This window comes from Streptosporangium carneum (genome assembly GCF_027922005.1).
GTDB classification, from domain to species: domain Bacteria; phylum Actinomycetota; class Actinomycetes; order Streptosporangiales; family Streptosporangiaceae; genus Streptosporangium; species Streptosporangium carneum.
In genome coordinates this window covers 392,845-409,058 of the sequence record NZ_BSEV01000001.1, presented here as the reverse complement: position 1 = coordinate 409,058, position 16,214 = coordinate 392,845, and the positions used below count along the sequence as shown (strand labels likewise).

The following is a 16,214-nucleotide window of genomic DNA, read 5'->3' as shown; positions in this document are numbered from 1 at the left end:
GCCACCAGCGCGTGAAATTCACATGACCGGCTCACGTAGAGAACATGCCGAGCTGTGTGTAAGGGCGGGAAGAGGCCTCCGCCGGCGCGTGGGGCGACGAGGCCGGGGAGTGCCTCTTCCCCGCCCGGTGCGGTCACCGGCCCGACCGGCCCGACCGGCCCGGGGTCGGCTGGTCAGGCGGTCGGTCAGGCGGTGGCGAGGGCTTCGGTGGGGGTGAGCCGGGCGGCGCGGCGGGCGGGGTAGAGGCCCGCGACGGCGCCGATGGCGACGGCGGCCAGCACCCCGCCGGCGATGGCCTGCGTGGGCAACGCCAACGGCCAGCCTCTGTATCCGGCGAAGCCCAGGCAGACGACCAGCCCGACACCGACTCCGACCACGCCGCCGAGTGTGGAGAGGGTGACCGATTCGGTGAGGAACTGCAGACGGATCTGCCCGCGGGTCGCTCCCAGCGACCGGCGCAACCCGATCTCCTGGCGGCGTTCCAGCACCGAGATCACCATGATGTTGGCGATCCCCACGCCACCGGCCAGCAACGCCACCGCGCCCAGCCCGAAGAACAACGCGTTGAACGCGCTGGTGGTGGCGACCTCGGCGGTCAGCGCGTCCGACGGACGGCTGACCTTCACCTCTTCGGGGTGTTCGGGATTGACGGTGAAGGACAGCTTCTCCCGCACCGCCTCCACGGTCTCGTTGGTGGACCGCTCGTACAGCGTGGTGGCGTGCCCGTCGAACCCCAGCCGGGTGGCGTGGTGCCAGCCGATCAACGCCGACCGGTCGATCTCGGGGGCGAGCTTCACCGTGTCGAGGACCCCGACCACCAGGAACCACTGACCGGCGATGTGGATGTGCGCGCCGGCGCGGTCGACGCCCAACCGGGCCGCCGCGACCGAGCCGAGCACCACCGCCGGATACCGGCTGGTGGCGGCGTTGAGGAACGCGCCGGACCGCACCGTGCCGCCCAGCGCTTCCAGCAGGTCGGTCCGAGCGGCCTGTACGGCGACCCCGCTGGTCGTCGACGAGGGAATCCTGTCGGTACGGCGCGCGGTGGCGTCCGGCACCAGCCCGACCGCCGTCACCCCGGTCACCCCCGGAATCCGGGAGACCATGCCCTCCGCGCCGGGTGGCAGGTCGGCGTCCTTGCCCAGCAGCGTCGTGCCGGGTCCCACGGTGAGCATGTTGGTGCCCAGCTGGCGGATCTCCTCCAACAGGCCGGCCATGCTGATCGTGCTGATCCCCACCAGTCCGACCATGGAGGCGACGCCGATGGCGATGCCGAGCGCGGACAGCACGGCGCGCAGCGGCCGTCCACGCAACCCTTCCAGGCCGGTCGTCACCAGGTCGCGCGGGTGCAGCCGCTCCGGTTCCGGCAGGGGGATCATGCCGACACCCCCGTGTCCACGTCCCGGACGCCGGCGCGGATCCGGCCGTCCCGGACGTCGGCGTGAATCTGGCCGTCCCGGACCTCCAGGCGCCGCGGCAACGCGGCCGCGACATCCATGTCGTGGGTGATGACCACCACCGCGGTGCCGTCGCGGTTCAGCTCGGTCAGCAGCTCCAGCACTCCGGCGCCCGACACCGAGTCCAGGTTGCCGGTCGGTTCGTCGGCCAGCAGCAACGGCGCGTCACCCACCACGGCCCGCGCGATCGCGACCCGCTGCTTCTCCCCGCCCGACAGCTGGTTCGGCCGATGGTCCATACGGTGGCCGAGCCCCACCCGTTCGAGCGCGACCTGGGCCAGCCGGCGACGCCGCCGCGGCGACACCCCGTGATACAGCAGCCCGGTGGCGACGTTGTCCAGAGCCGTCAGGTACGGAGTGAGGAAGAACTGCTGGAACACGAACCCGATCCACCGGGCCCGCACCGCCGCCAACCGCCGGTCGGGGAGCCTGGCGACGTCGTGCCCCTGGATCAGGACTCGGCCGGAGGTGGGGTTGTCCAGCGTCCCCATCAGGTTCAGGAGGCTCGACTTCCCCGAACCGGAGGGGCCGACGATCGCCACCAGTTCCCCGGCCTCGACGGTCAGCGACACCTGACGCACTGCTCGCACACCACCGGGATACTCCTTGGTGGCGTTCTCCACCACGACCGGGGCCACCCTCTCACCGGTCATGACCGGGGCACCTCCACCCTCATTCCCGGGGCGAGGTCGCCGCTCACCTCGACGTTGTCCCCGTCGAAGACGCCGAGCCTCACCGGCACGTCACGGGAGGTCCCGTCGGCCTCCACGACCTTCACCGCGTACTCCCCCTCGCCCGAGGCGAGCAGCGCGTTGATCGGCACCGCCAGCACGCCCCTGTGCTTGACGCCGGAGAACCCGACCGTGGCCGGGGCGCCGTCCAGGCCGCCCGCGCTCTTCACCCCGTCCAAGGTGACGTGGACCGCGACGGTGGCGTTCCGGGTGCCCTCTCCCGTCTGCGACTGAGCGTTGGTGGCGCCGGCGGAGGCCACTCTTCCGATCGATGTGACCCGTCCCGTGGCGGTCTTTCCGCCGGGCAGGGTGACCCGGACCTCGGACCCCTTCCTCGCCAGTCTCTGGTCGTTGACCGGCAGCTTCACCGTGATCACCCGCTCGGTGCCGCTGGCGGTCAGCACGGTGCCGCCGGCCTGGGCGCCGAGGACCGCGTTGAGTGCGGTCACCCGGATCGGGCCCGGCTGCACCGTCACCGCGTCCATCCTCACCTCGCCGGTCCGGGGGACGTTCAGGTCGTCCTGCCAGTCCATGACGGCCCGCGCGGTCGCCCAGGTGAACTCGCGGTCCACGGTCATGCCGTGGTCGCGGCCATAGCCGAGTGCCTTCAGGTTCCGTTCCAGCTGCCGCACGTCGCGCCCGGTCATCCCCTGCCGAAGGTCACGCCAGAACGGCGTCGTCCCGTAGAACAACGGGACGCCGTGGCCGTCCACCCCGTACACCCGCTCACCCCGCCGGATCACGTCACCGGCCTCCGGCAGCCACGTGATCCGCCCGCCGCCGCCCAGCACGGTGTAGCTGCCGGCGTGTTCGAGGGTGCCGTCCACGTTCCGCACGCTGATCATGTCGACGCGGACCACCGGGACCGTCGGCAACGCGGCACTGGCCTGCGGCGTCGAGCTCTCACCGCCCCGCAGGGCGTAGTAGGTCCCGCCTGACGCGCCGATCACCAGCGCCAGAGCCACGCCCAGCGACGCCCAGCGGCGACGGCGCGGGCGCGGGCGCGGGGTTCCGCCGGGCGGGGGCGGGCTTCTCCTCGCGTCGGACGTTTCGACGTCGGAATCCAGCATGATCGACCTCCCTCCGATCGACGATCACGACTTCATGGCGCTCAGCCTGGACGACGACCGGTTTCTCCGAGGTGACCACAACCGTTAACCACGGCCTTAGGCGCCGCCGGAAGAGCGTGTAAGAGAACGGTTAACGTCGGCGGTCACCGTTCCGAAACCCCGCGGTCCTCACGCTGGGAACATGAAGAAACTCTCGCTCGCCGCAGCGGTCCTGGCCGCCGTCACGCTCGGACTGACCGGTTGCGGTGGCGGCCAGACGGAACCGAAAACGCTGACAAAAGACGAATATGACAAGGCGCTGAAGTACGCCCAGTGCATGCGGAAGTACGGCCTTGAGGTTCCCGTCCCCGACCCCGACGGAAGAATGCCGGCGGGGGTCTCTGTGACGGCTGATCCCAACGATCCGAAGACAGCGGCGGCCCGTGCGGCCTGCGGAAGGCTGGCGCCGCCCGCCCACTCCGACGGAAAGCCGCCCCAGGAGATGGTGGACCACGCCCTGAAGACGGCGGAGTGCCTGCGCAGGCGAGGGATCGACGCCAAGGACCCCAGGCCGGGAGAGATCGGCCTCACCGTTGACGAGGCCCCCGGAGACACCCCCGAGAAGATCAGGGCGGCCTTCGCCGCCTGCGACAGGGAGGTCCCCGCTCCGCGGAGATGACGACCCGGCACGCCGGGCCGGGGCCGCCTCGAAGGATTCCAGAGCGGTTTCTCCGGCGTTCCGAACGCACCGGGCCGTGCCACGACGCCGAAAAGCGACCGGTTCACAAAATCCAGTCGCCTGCCTGACGGAATTGCGCGCGCGGGAATTCCGCCGACGCCCGGGCGACCGACATGCGTGCGGTGGTTTCGCGATCCGCCGCCCGGAAGATCGCGTAAGGGAATGGTTAACGTTGCCGGTCACCGTGCCGATATACCGCGGCGTCCATGCTGGGAGCGTGAAAAGACTCTCATTTGCCGCGGCGGTTCTGGCCGTCGTCGCACTCGGCCTGACCGGGTGCGGCGACGGCGGCCAGGCGCAACAGCAGACGCTGTCAAAGGACGAGTACGAAAAGGCACTGCAGTTCGCCCAGTGCATGAAGAAGAACGGCGTTGAGGTTCCCGTCCCCGACTCCCAGGGGAGGCCTCCGGGCGGCGGCAAGGTGACGGCCGACCCCAATGACCCGAAGTCGGCGGCGGCCCGGGCGGCCTGCGGGAAGCTGGCGCCTCCCGCCCGTTACGAGGGCGGTCCGCCCCAGGAGCTGACAGACCACGCCCTGAAGACGGCGGAGTGCCTGCGCAGGCAAGGAATCGACGCCAAGGATCCCGGGCCTGGAGAAACCAACCTCAGCGTCGAGCAGGGCCCCGGAGACACCCAGGAGAAGCTCACGGCGGCCTTCACCGTCTGCAACAAGGAGGTCCCCGCCCCGAAGAGGTGACGGCTCACCCGTCCGGCGGGACGCCCGTCCCTCGCGGTCATCCGACGGCCTCGACCGTCAACCTGATCGCGGAGGGACGGGTGACGGGGAGTCTCCGCGCCGGGCGAACGGCAGGGCCGGCCCCGCGACGTCCGCTGTTCGCGCGTCGGCGCTACCGCCTGCCGGAGACGCCCGACGACTCGACCGGGGAGGACGGGGTGAGGGCCGGGAGGGACACGGTGACGGAGAGCCCGCCGCCCGGGTTGGCCGTCGTGTGCACGGTGCCGCCGTGGGCGTGGGCGATGGCGGCGACGATGGAAAGGCCCAGCCCCGCACCGTCGGCTGATCCGATCCGGTCCCGGTGCAGCCTCCGAAAGGGTTCGAAGAGCTCGCCGATCCGGTCGGGCGGAACGTGCGGGCCGGTGTTACGGACCACCGCCCCGCTCTCGGGGGACAGCTCGACTGTGACGTGCCCGCCGGGGTGGTTGTGCCGGATCGCGTTGTGCACCAGGTTCGCGAACAGCCGGATGAGCATCACCTCGTCACCGGCGACGACGACCGGGCGGACGGTGGTCGTGGTGATGACGACGTCGCCGCGTTCGGCGAGCGGCAGGTGGTCCTTGATGACCTGCTCGACCACCGCTGCGAGGTCCACCGGGGCCCGGGCGTCGAGGCCCCGTTCCCCCTGCGCGAGAAGGAGCAGGCCCTCGATGAGCCGTTCGGACCGTTGGGTGTTGCGCAGCATCTCGGCCCGGATCACGGCGAGCTTCGCGGGTGAGGGATTGACCAGGCCGACCTCGATGGCGGTTCGCTGGATGGCGAGGGGGGTGCGCAGTTCGTGGGAGGCGTTGGCGACGAAGCGGCGCTGACTGGCCACCGCGTGTTCCAGCCGGTCGAGCATGGCGTCGAAGGTGTCGGCGAGTTCCTTGAGCTCGTCCTGCGCTCCGGTGAGCGCGATGCGTTCGTGCAGGTTGGACAGCGACAGCCGGCGGGCGGTGGTGGTGATGCGGTGAAGTGGCCGCAGCAGCCGCCCGGTGAGCCACCAGCACACCGTGAACGCCAGCACCGTGATCACCACGATGGCGATCACGGTGATGATCCGCTGGGAGTTCACCAGGTTCTGTTTCAGCTCGGTCCCGTCCTTGGCGAGGAACCGGTCCGGCCCCGGCGCGGTCTGCTGGGGGCTGTAGGGGATGATCGAGCAGGGGGCGTCGGCGGGGCGCCGATCGCACGGGACCGTGTTGAGCGGAAGCCTCAGGGGGGAGTCCGGCAACTGCCTGCCGACGATGATCTGCTGGAACTGCTGTGCGGCGATCAGCACCCCCAGGGTGATGACCGTGAAGACCCCACCGTAGAGCAGCGTCATCCGGGTCCGTATCGAGCCACGGAGCAACGGCCGTGTCCGCCGCGCGACCCGCGCCGTGCTCACAGCCGGTATCCGCTTCCGGGGACGGTGACGATGACAGGCGGGTCACCGAGCTTGGCCCGCAGCTTGCTCATCGTCACCTTGACGACGGTGGTGAACGGGTCGGTGTGCTCGTCCCAGGCCCGTTCCAGGAGCTCCTCGGTGCTGACGACCTTGCCCCGTGCCTGCATCAGCACCTCCAGCACCGCATACTCCTTACGGGACAGCGGCAGATAGCGGCCGTCGCGGTGGGCCTGCCGACGCGCGGTGTCCAGGGTGACGTCGTCCCATTCCAGCACCGGGGGCAGCGGCGGGCCGCCCCGCCGGGCGAGCGCGCGGATGCGCGCCACCAACTCGCCGAAGGCGAAGGGCTTGGCCAGGTAGTCGTCTGCTCCCAGGTTCAGTCCGGTGACCCGTTCGTGCACCGCGCCGGAGGCGGTCAGCATCAGGATGCGCACCGACTCCCCGCGCTGGGCCAGCTCACGGCAGACCTCGTCACCGTGCACCCGGGGCAGGTCCCGGTCCAGCACGAGCACGTCGTAGTCGTTGACCACGAGGTGTTCCAGCGCGGCGGCCCCGTCGTGGACGATGTCGACCGCCATCGCCTGCTCGCGCAGTCCTTCGGCCACCAGGTCGGCGAGGAAACGCTCGTCTTCGGCCACCAATATCCGCATGCCCTGATTACCGCAAATCCTCGATAAGACTGCGGTTAACACTCCGACGATCATGACTACGGGACGGCGAGACGACGAGGACGGGCAGGACAAGGCGCTGACCGTCGTACGGCGAGTCCTCCGCGGGCGGGACATCCCTCTGCGGCTGTCCGGACGGGTGCCGCGGACCGAGACCGGGCGGCGGCGTCAGGGCATCGGGGGCGCGGCCTCAGACATGGGTGACCGTTTCATGCATAGTTGATGTTGACTGAGATCAACATCCCCTTTAGTGCACTTTGACTTCACATGACCTGTTATTTACTACTAAGCTCCGTTTCGCCTCGGCTGTAGCAGCCGACACGCCTAATCCCAGGCGCCTCGCCTGGGAACCGGGGACCCACCGCACGTGGGGTGAATCCACTTCGGTGGACGGGCTTCCTCCAGCCCGAACCCGTCAGCTAACCCGGTCGGCAGAGGAGAGGAAAGCAGTTGACCCGCACGTCCCCCATGTTCCGTCGTCACGCATCCCTCACGGCCGGTGTTCTCGCCGCGGTCACACTCGCGCTCGGCCCCGCGAACACGGCTTCCGCCGCCGCCCCCGCCCCCACCGAGGCGGAGCTCCGCACCGATCTGGCCAAGTCCGCCACGAAGGTCGACAAACTGACCAAGGCCTACGCGGCCAAACGCAAGTCCCTCAAGAAGGCAAAGAAAGCCGCGGCCCTCGCGAAGAAGAGCCTGAGCAAGGCCGAAGAGGTCTACGCCGAGGTCAGGCGGCAGGTCGACGCCGTCGTCCAGGGGAGCTACCAGAGCGGCGAGGGGAACCTGCCCGCTCTGCTGTTCGCCCCCGACCTGAGGGGATCCACGGCGGCGGGGCAGCTCACCGTCCAGCAGAGCTCCTACGTGCAGAGCTTCGCCACCGGCCTGGAACGCACGAGGAAGACCGCGGAGAGCGCGGCCGACCTCACCGACAGGATCGAGGCCGAGGTCGAGAAGGCCGACATCCGGCGCGACAAGGCCAAGGAGGTGGTCGGCGACATCAAGAACAGACTCGATCGGCTCGTCCCGACCGGTTCCGGCCGCCGCGCCGACGGCACCTGGGCGCCTCAGAGTCCCATCGGCGCCGACAACATCACCGACCGCACCCGGATCATGCGTGAGGCCATCGCCAAGCGCTTCGACCTCCCCTACGCGGTGGGCTGCCACCGCAGCGGCGGCAGCGGTGAGCACCCTCTGGGCCGTGCCTGCGACTTCATGATGAGCACCGGCGGCGCCATGCCGTCGGCGGCCAACCGCGCACTCGGCGACGAGATCGCCGCCTGGGCCATCGCGAACAAGGACCGGCTCGGCGTCAAGTACGTGATCTGGCGTCAGCGCATCAACAGCGGCTCAGGCTGGCGCGGCATGTCCGACCGCGGCAGCATCACCGCCAACCACTTCGACCATCCGCACATCTCGATGTACTGATCCTCGGCGTCGCCGGTCTCCTGGGCCGACGAAGAAGGCCTGACGCGAGGAGGTTCGGGCTTCAGCGTCGGTCGCGGAGCACTGATCCGAGTATCAGGCCCGCGCCCAGGCCGATCAGGGCGCCGACCGACACCCGCCATACGCGCGCCGCCCTCGCCGCGGGCGCGGCGGGTGGATCGGAGACGACGACCGAGCGGGCCGGAGGTCCGGCGGCAACCGCCCGAGCGTGCTCCTCACTCACGACGGCCAGGAAACGACGACCCACACGACTCCCCGACGAACCGGCGATCCACGAGGTACGAGCCCTGCCCCAGTAACGCCGCCCGGCCTCGCCGGCGAACATCCCGGCGAGCATGTCCCGCAGCAGACCCTCGCGAATGGTCCCGATCTCAAAGCCCATCCACGCGTAGTTCATCATGAGGTCGGCGTAGACATGCCGCTTCCGCTCGTGAGGGTCGGCGATGTCGGTGTCACCCCACACAGGCTGGAACAACGCCATGTCATCGAGTTCCAGACGGACCAGCTCAAGGTAGTAGCCGCGGATCGCCTGAATCTGCTCCGCCCTGGCCTGCCGGTTCTGAACGATCAGCGACACGGCGACGCCGGCCAGCGCCAGCGCCGAGACGATCGCCGACGTGAAACCGTACGCCGCACCGGCCTGACTCAGCCGGTTCCAGTCCACCCCCTGGACGCCGGAGACCTCCTTCAGCACGAAGGGCGACAGCAACACCACCGCCAGCACGACCGCCACGGCCGCGAGCAGCGCCAGGGCTCTCCCCACCCGGCGAGCCGTCGACACAACGGCCACAGACCGATGACGAACTGTCAGGTCACCCACCCCCAGGAACCCCTGCCCATACGGCGACGCCGAGCCCGAGGCAGCCTACTTCACCCTCCATGTCCGGTGTCGTCCATCTCCACAACCTCCCCTCACCCGGGTAGTGGACGCGCAGAAGCGCGACTGTCGCGGCAGGAGGTCAGCGGGAACCGATCCCGTCGCCGCAGCCTCGCCCTGGCGGCGGCGACAGCCGTCACCGTGATGGCGGTCGGATCCACGCTCGTGGTCCAGGGGCTCTCCTCCCAGGTCGCGGCCCCCAAGGACGTGGCCGGGCAGGGCCCTGGCAAGGCGCCTGTCGAGACCAGACAGGAACAGACCACCCTGACCGTGCGAGAAGGACTACGGCTCTCAGATATCTTGCAGCAGTTGTCGACCGCCACCGACAGACCGCTGGTGGAGTTCAAGCGGGCCGCCAGGACAGCAGGGCGCTTGGCCTTCCGGCCTACGCCAAAGGCGCGCTGGAGGGATTCCTCTTCTCCGGAACCTACGAGTTCTTCTCCGGAACCTACGAGTTCTCGCCCACGTCGAGCCCCGACGAGATCCTCGCCGCGATGGTGACACGCTTCAAGCGCGCCGCCGAGGACAGCGACCTGGTGGACGTTGCCAGGCGTGTCGGCCGTACGCCACTGGAGATCATGACCATCGCCAGCATCGTCCAGGCCGAGTCGACCGACAAGCGCGACATGCCCAAGATCGCACGGGTTTGGCGGCAGGCCCGAGGTGCACGGGACGCCGCCCTGCTCGATCCGTGAGGCTGGGGTGATCTGGACGGAGCTGCTGTCCGGACGACCCCGATGGACCAGGCGTGGCGGCGTGGGATCTGGGGGGACGGCGCCGCCACGCCTGCCGGGGTCACGGGTTACCCCGGCGGATTCCTGGCCCGTTCCTCCCTCGCCCCCGACAGCTGCCGGTCTGTGTGTCCCGACCGAGGGGTCAACTCCGTCTTCGCGTGTTCGTCCGCCCCCGACGTGCGCGCCGGCCCTCGCCCAACGGCGTCACAGACCCTGATCACGGATGAGAGCGCGATCGGCACCGTTCGACCGCATCAAGGTCAGCCATCGCTCCCGGGAGCGGGTACGGCGTGCTCGGCGGCCCGGCTGACCTCCTCCCAGCCCGCCCACACCTCCATCCGTCGGCGCGAGATGTCAAAGGCCAGGTCGTACACCATGCTCCCGAGCAGCAACCGTAGCGGCGGCTCCGGGCTGTCGACCAGCTTCAGCATCGCCTCGGCGGCCAACCTCGGATCGCTGTCGATCGACCCCTCGGCCCACTGCTTGGCCAGCTCGGCACGTAGCGGACCGTACGGCTCCGCCGGAGCGGTCGAGGTCATGCTGGTGTACAGATCGGTCCAGTAGCCGCCCGGCTGGACGATGGTGACCTTCACCCCGAAGGCGGCCGCCTCCAGCGCCAGCGCCTCGCTCATGCCCTCCAGCGCGAACTTGCTCGCGCTGTACAACCCCGTGCTCGGGAAGCCGCCCAGGCCGCCGACGCTGGAGATCTGCACGATGTGACCGGACCCCTGCTCACGCATCCGCCCCAGGGCCGCCTGGCTGACCCACAGCGCGCCGAAGAAGTTGACCTCCAGTTGGGCGCGGGCCTCGGCCTCGGTGAACTCCTCCACCATGCCCGAGGACATGTTCCCGGCGTTGTTCACCACGATGTCGAGCCGCCCGAAGCGCTCGACCGCGGTGGACACCGCGGTGAACACGGCGTCCCGGTCGGTCACGTCGACGGCCAAGGGCAGCACGCGGTCGCCGTAGGCGTCGTCGAAGTCGCCGCGCACGACGCTTCGGGAGACGGCGACGACCTGGTCACCGCGCTCCAGCGCGGCCTCGGCATAGGCGCGGCCCAGACCGCGACCGGCACCGGTGACGAACCAGGTGGTTTTCATGTGCGGATACTCCTGAACTGGTAGGAGACAAGGTGAACCTGAACTGGTAGGAGACAAGGTGAACCGCCTTGTCCTGCATGTGTGGAGGGAAGCCCGGCTCGCTGTCAGCCGGAGATCGCCAGCGGCAGCGTGATCGAGGTGCCGGCCAGGTCGACGGTGACCCTGGCCCCGGTGGCGGTTTCGCCCTCGCCGAGGACGGCCTGGTCCAGGTCGGCGTTGGTCCCGGTCAGCACCAGACCCAGCCGGTGTCCGGCCTTGAACTCGTAGTCCTGCGGCAACATCTCCCAGGTGATCTGGTACGGCCGGCCCGGGGTCAAAGGTGCCGGACGGCTCAGCGACCTGCGGTTCTGCGCGTCGATGACGCCGCGGGAGACCACCTGGAGGCCGGAGGTGATCGTGTTGTCCCCGGCCCTGAAGTAGCAGCCGTCGTCATCGGCCGTGCCCTCGCCGACGCAGTCCTGTCCGTGGACGAGTTTGAGGCCCTGCCCCTGGGCGGGGTCGACGCCGTGGATGCGGGTGTCGGTGCCGTAGTCGACGAGCAGGACGCCCAGGTTGGCGGTGGACCTGTCCAGCTTGACCTTGAGGCTCACCGTCGGCGTTCCGGACAACCGCACCGCCTCCTCCAACGGCGGCGTCAGGTAGGCCAGCCGGTTCGGGTCGGCGGTGGCGGGGCTCTCGGCCATCGCGAGCTCGGCCTGCTTGGTGTCGAGGAAGCTGCCAGCGCCCTTGGAGGGGCCGCGGACCAGCGAGCCGTCCTGCCGCGGCCTCAGGGTCACCGTACGCGTCGGCGCCGGCCAGCCGGCCTGGGTGATCCAGCGGTCCGGGCCGAGCTGCACGTCGGCGCGCGGCCGGCGCATGATGTCGTTGGCCACGCCCATCAGCTCGTGGTCGAACCACTTGTGCAGGGTGTCGACCCACACGTCGCGGCGGGCCCAGAACGGGTCCAGGTGACCGTACTGCGTGACCCACACCTTGCGCTCGACGCGGCGGGGCAACGCGGCCCACCACCGGGAGAACTGGTTGCCCATCACGTTGCGGTCGTGCATGCCCACCACCGGGAAGACGCTGGCGCGCACGTCGCGCGCGCTCGAGATCGGCCCGTCCCGGTAGTCGAGCTCGCCCCAGTAGGCGTTGTGGTCGCCGGTGGCGTCGTCGGAGCCGACGGTCATCCGCTGGTGCACCGCCGCGCACTTCTCGGGCGGATCGGCGTCGACCCGCTTGGCCAGCCACACCTGCCCGCCCTTGAAGTCCGTGAGGGTGCCGTTCACCCGCCACATGTCGTACCAACTGCTCGGCGCGGCGAGCGGCACGATCGTTTCCAGCCCGGCCACCCCGGTGCCCGCCACCCCGATGGCCAGCGCGCCCTCGTAGGAGTGACCGATCATCCCGGTGCGCCCGGTGGTCCACGTGGCCTTCACCGGGTCGCCGTTGTCGTCGTAGGCGGGTGCGCGGCCGTTCAGCCAGTCCACGACCGCCTTGCCGCCCAGCACGTCGGACGGGCCGCCTCCGGTCGGGCAGCCTTCTGACAACCGGGTGCCGACCATGTCGACCGACACGAACGCGTAACCGCGGGGCACGAAGTAGTTGTCATAGAACAGCGGAAACTTCGTCAGATTGTCGTTCGCGTCGTATTTCTTGTGATCCAGCTGGAAGCCGACGCCGGGATTGTCGAAGTACGGGCTCTGGTGCATGATCACCGGGACCTTGAGCCCGAAGTCGGACTCCTTCGGCCGGATGATGTCCACCCGGACCAGGTCCTTCCTGCCGTCGCCGTCACTGTCGAGCGGCGACTCCACCCGGACGTGCTCGCGGATGGCATCGGTGTAGGAGAAGACGGGCTGGGTGACTCCGCCGGAGACTTCGATCTCCGGCTCAGCGGTCGCGGAGGCGGCGGGAGCCCCCGCGACCGCCGTCACGGCCGCGAGGGGGACGGCGGCGAGTGAGGCTCGCCATGGGCGAAGAGACATGGACATCCCTGGTGATTGTTCGTAGCCGGTCGGCTGCGGCCGCGCTGGGCGACCGGCTCGTCAGACGGCGTCGAGAGCTTCGGTGATCTTGCGGGTCATCTCGGTCGCGGTCGGGCTGGGCTCGCCCCGATGGGAGCGGGCCGCGGCCTCGACGGCGACCAGGACGGCCTGGCGGAAGTCTCCGGCCGCGGCCGGGTCCTGCTGGGTGAGCAGGGTCATGGAGGCGGTCAGGGCGGGCAGCACGTGGTCGGCCATCGCGGCCACCGTCCTGCCCTCCAGGTGGACGCCCGGCTTCTTCTCGGCGAGCACGTGCCCGACCGGCCCGGTCGCGCCGTACAGGGCGAGCGAGCCGGCGGTGGCGGCCTTGTGCGGCGAGCCGGCGACGTCGGCGGACGCCAGCAGGGTGACGGCGCCGTAGGCGGCGGTGCGGAGGGTGAGCTTGTCCTGGGCGGTGAGGGGGAGAGACATGGTGGTGAGCTCCTGGGAATCGGTTACGAAGTTCGATGGGTCTACGATCGCCGGCTGCCCTGAGACGGGACCGTCGCCGCTCTGACGCGGCCGCTGACACCAGCCGGTGCGCCTGTCAGCGCGCGGTGCGACGGGGACGGGCGGCTGCTCGGCCGCCGGCCGCGGCGTGTGCTCCCGGCAGAGCCGGTGGGGCGGATCAGGCGCCGCTCGGCGAGATCCACTCGGTCAGCTCGACGACGATGCCGTTGGGGTCGGTCAGGCGCATCAGCCGCTCGCCCCACGGGCTGCGCCGCAACCGCGTGGTGACGGGCGCGCCCTCGGCGCTCAGCCGCGCGGACTCCTTGACCAGGTCGGTGACCGCGAACGCCACCACCGGCTGGGCGATCCGCTCGCGCGGCCGTTCGAGGACGTGCTGGTGCAGCATGATGTCGACGGCCGCGTCATCGCGGTTCAGCCAGACGAGATCCGGTGTGTCGAGCACCTCGCGGAAACCCAGGTAGGTGGTGAAGAAGTGGCGGGACCTCGGCAGATCGTCGACGGTGAAGACGACTGTTGAGCCGATAATGTTCATGAATCTGCTCGTATGCGGTTGTATGCCACGTTTCCCCTTCCATGTGCTGATTCGTCCTGGATCAAGGCTGCCGGTACGGCTCGCTGTCGGCAATGCCGGATCTCGCAACGCCGCGTTAACCACCGGCTTAACGGGGTTCCCGTAGCAAACGGCGGAAATCCAACAGATCTACCTCTGACCTGCGGCTTCTCGCCTTCCACGATCCTTGTTGATCATCTCCGCTACGGCTCGTCACGACCTGGGTGATCTGTAGCGCATGGAGTGGTCGATGTTGACGAGGTTTCTGTCGGATGAGCAGCCGGAGCGTCTTCGGTCGTTCCCAGACATCGGGCGCGAGGAGTTGATCAAGTACTTCACGCTGACGTCGCGCGAGCACGCGTTCTTGGACGCGCCGGCCGGGGACCGGAAGCGCGCTTGGGGCCGGCAGCGAGGAGGGCTTGCGCTACGTGCACCGCCGCCACCTGATCCCGGAGGTGGCCTGCACCGTCGCCGTCGAGATCGTCCGGTGGAGCCCCCCTCCCCAGGCGGCGCTGCACCTGATGACGTCCGGACCGCCCAACGCTTCCGGGTTCACCATGTCGTTCGGCGATCAGTGCTGTGGCGCGAGGGGGCCGAGATCGCGGACGACCTCGGCCAGGGCCCGAACGAGCTCGTTCTCCGTCTCACTGCGCCACACCAGCGCGTACGGCAGCGGCCCCATGTCGGTGACCGGCAGGTAGGTGATGTCCGGCCGCATCCAGTAGCGGGTCATGTGGGCGGGGAAGAGCACGACGATCTCGGCCATGCTGGCGAGGGTGATGGCGCCTTCCGTGTCATGCACCAGCGGGCCACGCTCGATCGTGCGGCCGCGGCGGGTCTCGCGCGGAATGGCGGCGTCGTACCAGTAGTCGGGCCGGGTGTCGGACTGCGGGTGCTGGAAGTCGGCGGCGATCTCCAGGGAGACCGACGTGCGGCGGGTGAGCTCGTGGCCGGTGGAGACGGCCAGCACCCGGGGTTCGGCGAACAGGACGGGTCCCACGGTGAGGTCGGGCTCGTCGACGGGCAGCCAGGCGATCAGGACGTCGATGTCCCCGCGGCGCAGCGTGGCGAAGGCGTCGCTGAACTGGATTTTCTGGACGCGTAGCTTCCACTGCGGGTGCCGGAGGCGGAAGACGTCCCAGTAAGGGCGCAGGTCGAAGGCGTTGGCGGGCAGCATGCCGACGCGCAGGACGCCGGTGATGCCCTGGCCGGCGAGCTGGGCGCGTTCCATGCTGTCCTTCAGCCCGGCGTAAAGAGGCCGAAGGTCGTCGCGCAGCTGCTGCCCGACCGGCGACAGCCGTACGGTGTGGCTGTTGCGCTCGAACAACGGCGCGCCGATCTGCCGCTCCTGCTTCTGGATCGCCTGGGAGATGCGGGCGGGTGATACGCGCAGTCGGGCGGCGGTGCGGCCGAAGTGCAGTTCCTCGGCCAGGGTCAGGAAGATCTCGATGTCACGCAGTTCCACGCCTGGCCCGCTCCGTCTACTTCTACTGAAGGTGATTTTTCAGGATTCATCGTTTTTTGGGCGTTCACCGTACTGATCCTCAAAACACATGAATCAAGACATCCGCCCCACGAGCGCGAATCGTCGTGGTACCGCAAGACGCCTCGGCGACCCACCCGCGGAGTGGCCGCCTACGGGGCGAACTGGTCGCCGGCGCCGGTCAACACCGCGCGTGCAGCGGCGAGGATGTCTTCGGACAGCGGGCTGCCTGTGGTGGCGCGGGCGAGGACGAGGGCGCCGACCATGGTGCACAGCCGGGCGATGCCGTCCTGGTCTGCGGTGGCGAGCCAGGCGGCGGTGTCGCCGACCTGCTCGGTGAAGACGCGGCGAGCTTCGGCGTCGCCGTGACCGCGGGCGATGTCGACGGCAAGCCCGGCGACAGGGCAGCCGTCCGCGGCGTTGTCGCGGTGCCCGGTTGAGAGGTAGGCGTCGATGAACGCCCGCTGGGCGGCGTCGTGGTCCCCGGCGTGTCGTTCGAGTGCGGTGGCGCGCAGGCGAGTGTGTTCGTCGAAGGCGTGCGCGGTCGCCTCGCCGATGAGCGCCCCCTTGGAGGCGAACTGCTTGTAGAACCCGCCGTGGGTCAGCCCTGCCGCTTTCATCAGATCGGCGACGCTGACCTCGGTGCCCTGTTCGCGGAAGAGCCGGGACGCCGTGTCGACGACACGCTCGCGGTTCTGCTGCGCCTGCGCCTGTGATTCGCGACCCACTCGCGTTCCCCTCGTTGGATGTTGGTCATCATCTATCCTACGCTCCTTCTATAGATTATGATCGTAATCTATTTAG

The 16,214-nt window shown here is 69.5% G+C and carries 16 protein-coding genes and 1 riboswitch; of the genes, 4 read left to right on the top strand and 12 right to left on the bottom strand.

Annotated features, from left to right (window positions below; translation table 11 throughout):
- Window positions 1–185: 185 nt before the first annotated feature.
- From PKF00_RS01905 to PKF00_RS01895, 3 genes are read right to left on the bottom strand one after another with little or no spacing between them, the layout of a single operon-like run.
- Window positions 186–1,379, bottom strand: a complete 1,194-nt coding sequence (locus tag PKF00_RS01905) for an ABC transporter permease (protein ID WP_271215558.1) — start codon at window positions 1,377–1,379, stop codon at window positions 186–188.
- A complete protein-coding gene (locus tag PKF00_RS01900) occupies window positions 1,376–2,110 on the bottom strand; it encodes an ABC transporter ATP-binding protein (RefSeq protein ID WP_271215557.1) in 735 nt (244 codons plus the stop codon). Before PKF00_RS01900 ends, PKF00_RS01905 begins: the two co-directional genes overlap by 4 nt.
- Window positions 2,107–3,258 (bottom strand): peptidoglycan-binding protein, encoded by a 1,152-nt coding sequence (locus PKF00_RS01895; protein WP_271215556.1) that lies wholly within the window; start codon window positions 3,256–3,258, stop codon window positions 2,107–2,109. The genes PKF00_RS01900 and PKF00_RS01895 overlap by 4 nt, the downstream gene beginning before the upstream one ends.
- A 181-nt stretch (window positions 3,259–3,439) precedes the next feature.
- Here PKF00_RS01895 and PKF00_RS01890 point away from each other — a divergent pair, with 181 nt between their 5' ends.
- Together PKF00_RS01890 and PKF00_RS01885 are read left to right on the top strand one after the other, a co-directional pair.
- Window positions 3,440–3,916, top strand: a complete 477-nt coding sequence (locus tag PKF00_RS01890) for a hypothetical protein (protein WP_271215555.1) — start codon at window positions 3,440–3,442, stop codon at window positions 3,914–3,916.
- A 277-nt stretch (window positions 3,917–4,193) separates the two neighbouring features.
- Complete coding sequence (locus PKF00_RS01885) at window positions 4,194–4,673, top strand: hypothetical protein (RefSeq protein WP_271215554.1); 480 nt, start codon at window positions 4,194–4,196, stop codon at window positions 4,671–4,673.
- A 151-nt stretch (window positions 4,674–4,824) separates the two neighbouring features.
- Here PKF00_RS01885 and PKF00_RS01880 read toward each other — a convergent pair whose 3' ends face one another.
- Window positions 4,825–6,018: a sensor histidine kinase gene (locus tag PKF00_RS01880; protein WP_271215553.1), complete on the bottom strand. Its 1,194-nt coding sequence runs from the start codon at window positions 6,016–6,018 to the stop codon at window positions 4,825–4,827.
- Between the two features lie 59 nt (window positions 6,019–6,077).
- Window positions 6,078–6,731: a response regulator transcription factor gene (locus tag PKF00_RS01875; protein WP_271215552.1), complete on the bottom strand. Its 654-nt coding sequence runs from the start codon at window positions 6,729–6,731 to the stop codon at window positions 6,078–6,080.
- Window positions 6,732–7,060: 329 nt separating this feature from the next.
- Window positions 7,061–7,198, top strand: a riboswitch (cyclic di-AMP (ydaO/yuaA leader).
- Window position 7,199: 1 nt separating this feature from the next.
- On the opposite strand from PKF00_RS01875, the gene PKF00_RS01870 reads away from it, so the two are divergent.
- Entirely contained in the window at window positions 7,200–8,174 is a 975-nt protein-coding gene (locus PKF00_RS01870) for a VldE C-terminal domain-containing protein (protein ID WP_271215551.1), read from the top strand.
- Between the two features lie 61 nt (window positions 8,175–8,235).
- Here the strand turns inward: PKF00_RS01870 and PKF00_RS01865 are convergent, their stop codons facing one another.
- On the bottom strand, window positions 8,236–8,982 hold the full coding sequence (locus PKF00_RS01865) for a DUF6082 family protein (RefSeq protein ID WP_271215550.1): 747 nt from the start codon (window positions 8,980–8,982) through the stop codon (window positions 8,236–8,238).
- 182 nt (window positions 8,983–9,164) lie between these two features.
- Here PKF00_RS01865 and PKF00_RS01860 point away from each other — a divergent pair, with 182 nt between their 5' ends.
- Window positions 9,165–9,764 (top strand): endolytic transglycosylase MltG, encoded by a 600-nt coding sequence (locus PKF00_RS01860; protein WP_309298375.1) that lies wholly within the window; start codon window positions 9,165–9,167, stop codon window positions 9,762–9,764.
- A gap of 299 nt (window positions 9,765–10,063) precedes the next feature.
- On the opposite strand, the gene PKF00_RS01855 is transcribed toward PKF00_RS01860, so the two are convergent.
- The 6 genes from PKF00_RS01855 to PKF00_RS01830 all read right to left on the bottom strand — a co-directional run bounded on the left by PKF00_RS01855 (window position 10,064) and on the right by PKF00_RS01830 (window position 16,138).
- Complete coding sequence (locus PKF00_RS01855; RefSeq protein WP_271215549.1) at window positions 10,064–10,903, bottom strand: SDR family oxidoreductase; 840 nt, start codon at window positions 10,901–10,903, stop codon at window positions 10,064–10,066.
- A gap of 104 nt (window positions 10,904–11,007) precedes the next feature.
- Entirely contained in the window at window positions 11,008–12,870 is a 1,863-nt protein-coding gene (locus PKF00_RS01850) for a CocE/NonD family hydrolase (RefSeq protein WP_271215548.1), read from the bottom strand.
- 60 nt (window positions 12,871–12,930) lie between these two features.
- Entirely contained in the window at window positions 12,931–13,338 is a 408-nt protein-coding gene (locus tag PKF00_RS01845; RefSeq protein ID WP_271215547.1) for a hypothetical protein, read from the bottom strand.
- 196 nt (window positions 13,339–13,534) lie between these two features.
- Window positions 13,535–13,909, bottom strand: a complete 375-nt coding sequence (locus PKF00_RS01840) for a VOC family protein (RefSeq protein WP_271215546.1) — start codon at window positions 13,907–13,909, stop codon at window positions 13,535–13,537.
- A 589-nt stretch (window positions 13,910–14,498) separates the two neighbouring features.
- The gene (locus tag PKF00_RS01835; RefSeq protein ID WP_271215545.1) at window positions 14,499–15,392 is read right to left on the bottom strand and encodes a LysR family transcriptional regulator; all 894 of its coding nucleotides are present in this window, start codon (window positions 15,390–15,392) and stop codon (window positions 14,499–14,501) included.
- Window positions 15,393–15,562: 170 nt separating this feature from the next.
- Window positions 15,563–16,138, bottom strand: coding sequence for a TetR/AcrR family transcriptional regulator (locus PKF00_RS01830; RefSeq protein ID WP_271215544.1), 576 nt, complete (start codon window positions 16,136–16,138; stop codon window positions 15,563–15,565).
- Window positions 16,139–16,214: the final 76 nt, after the last annotated feature.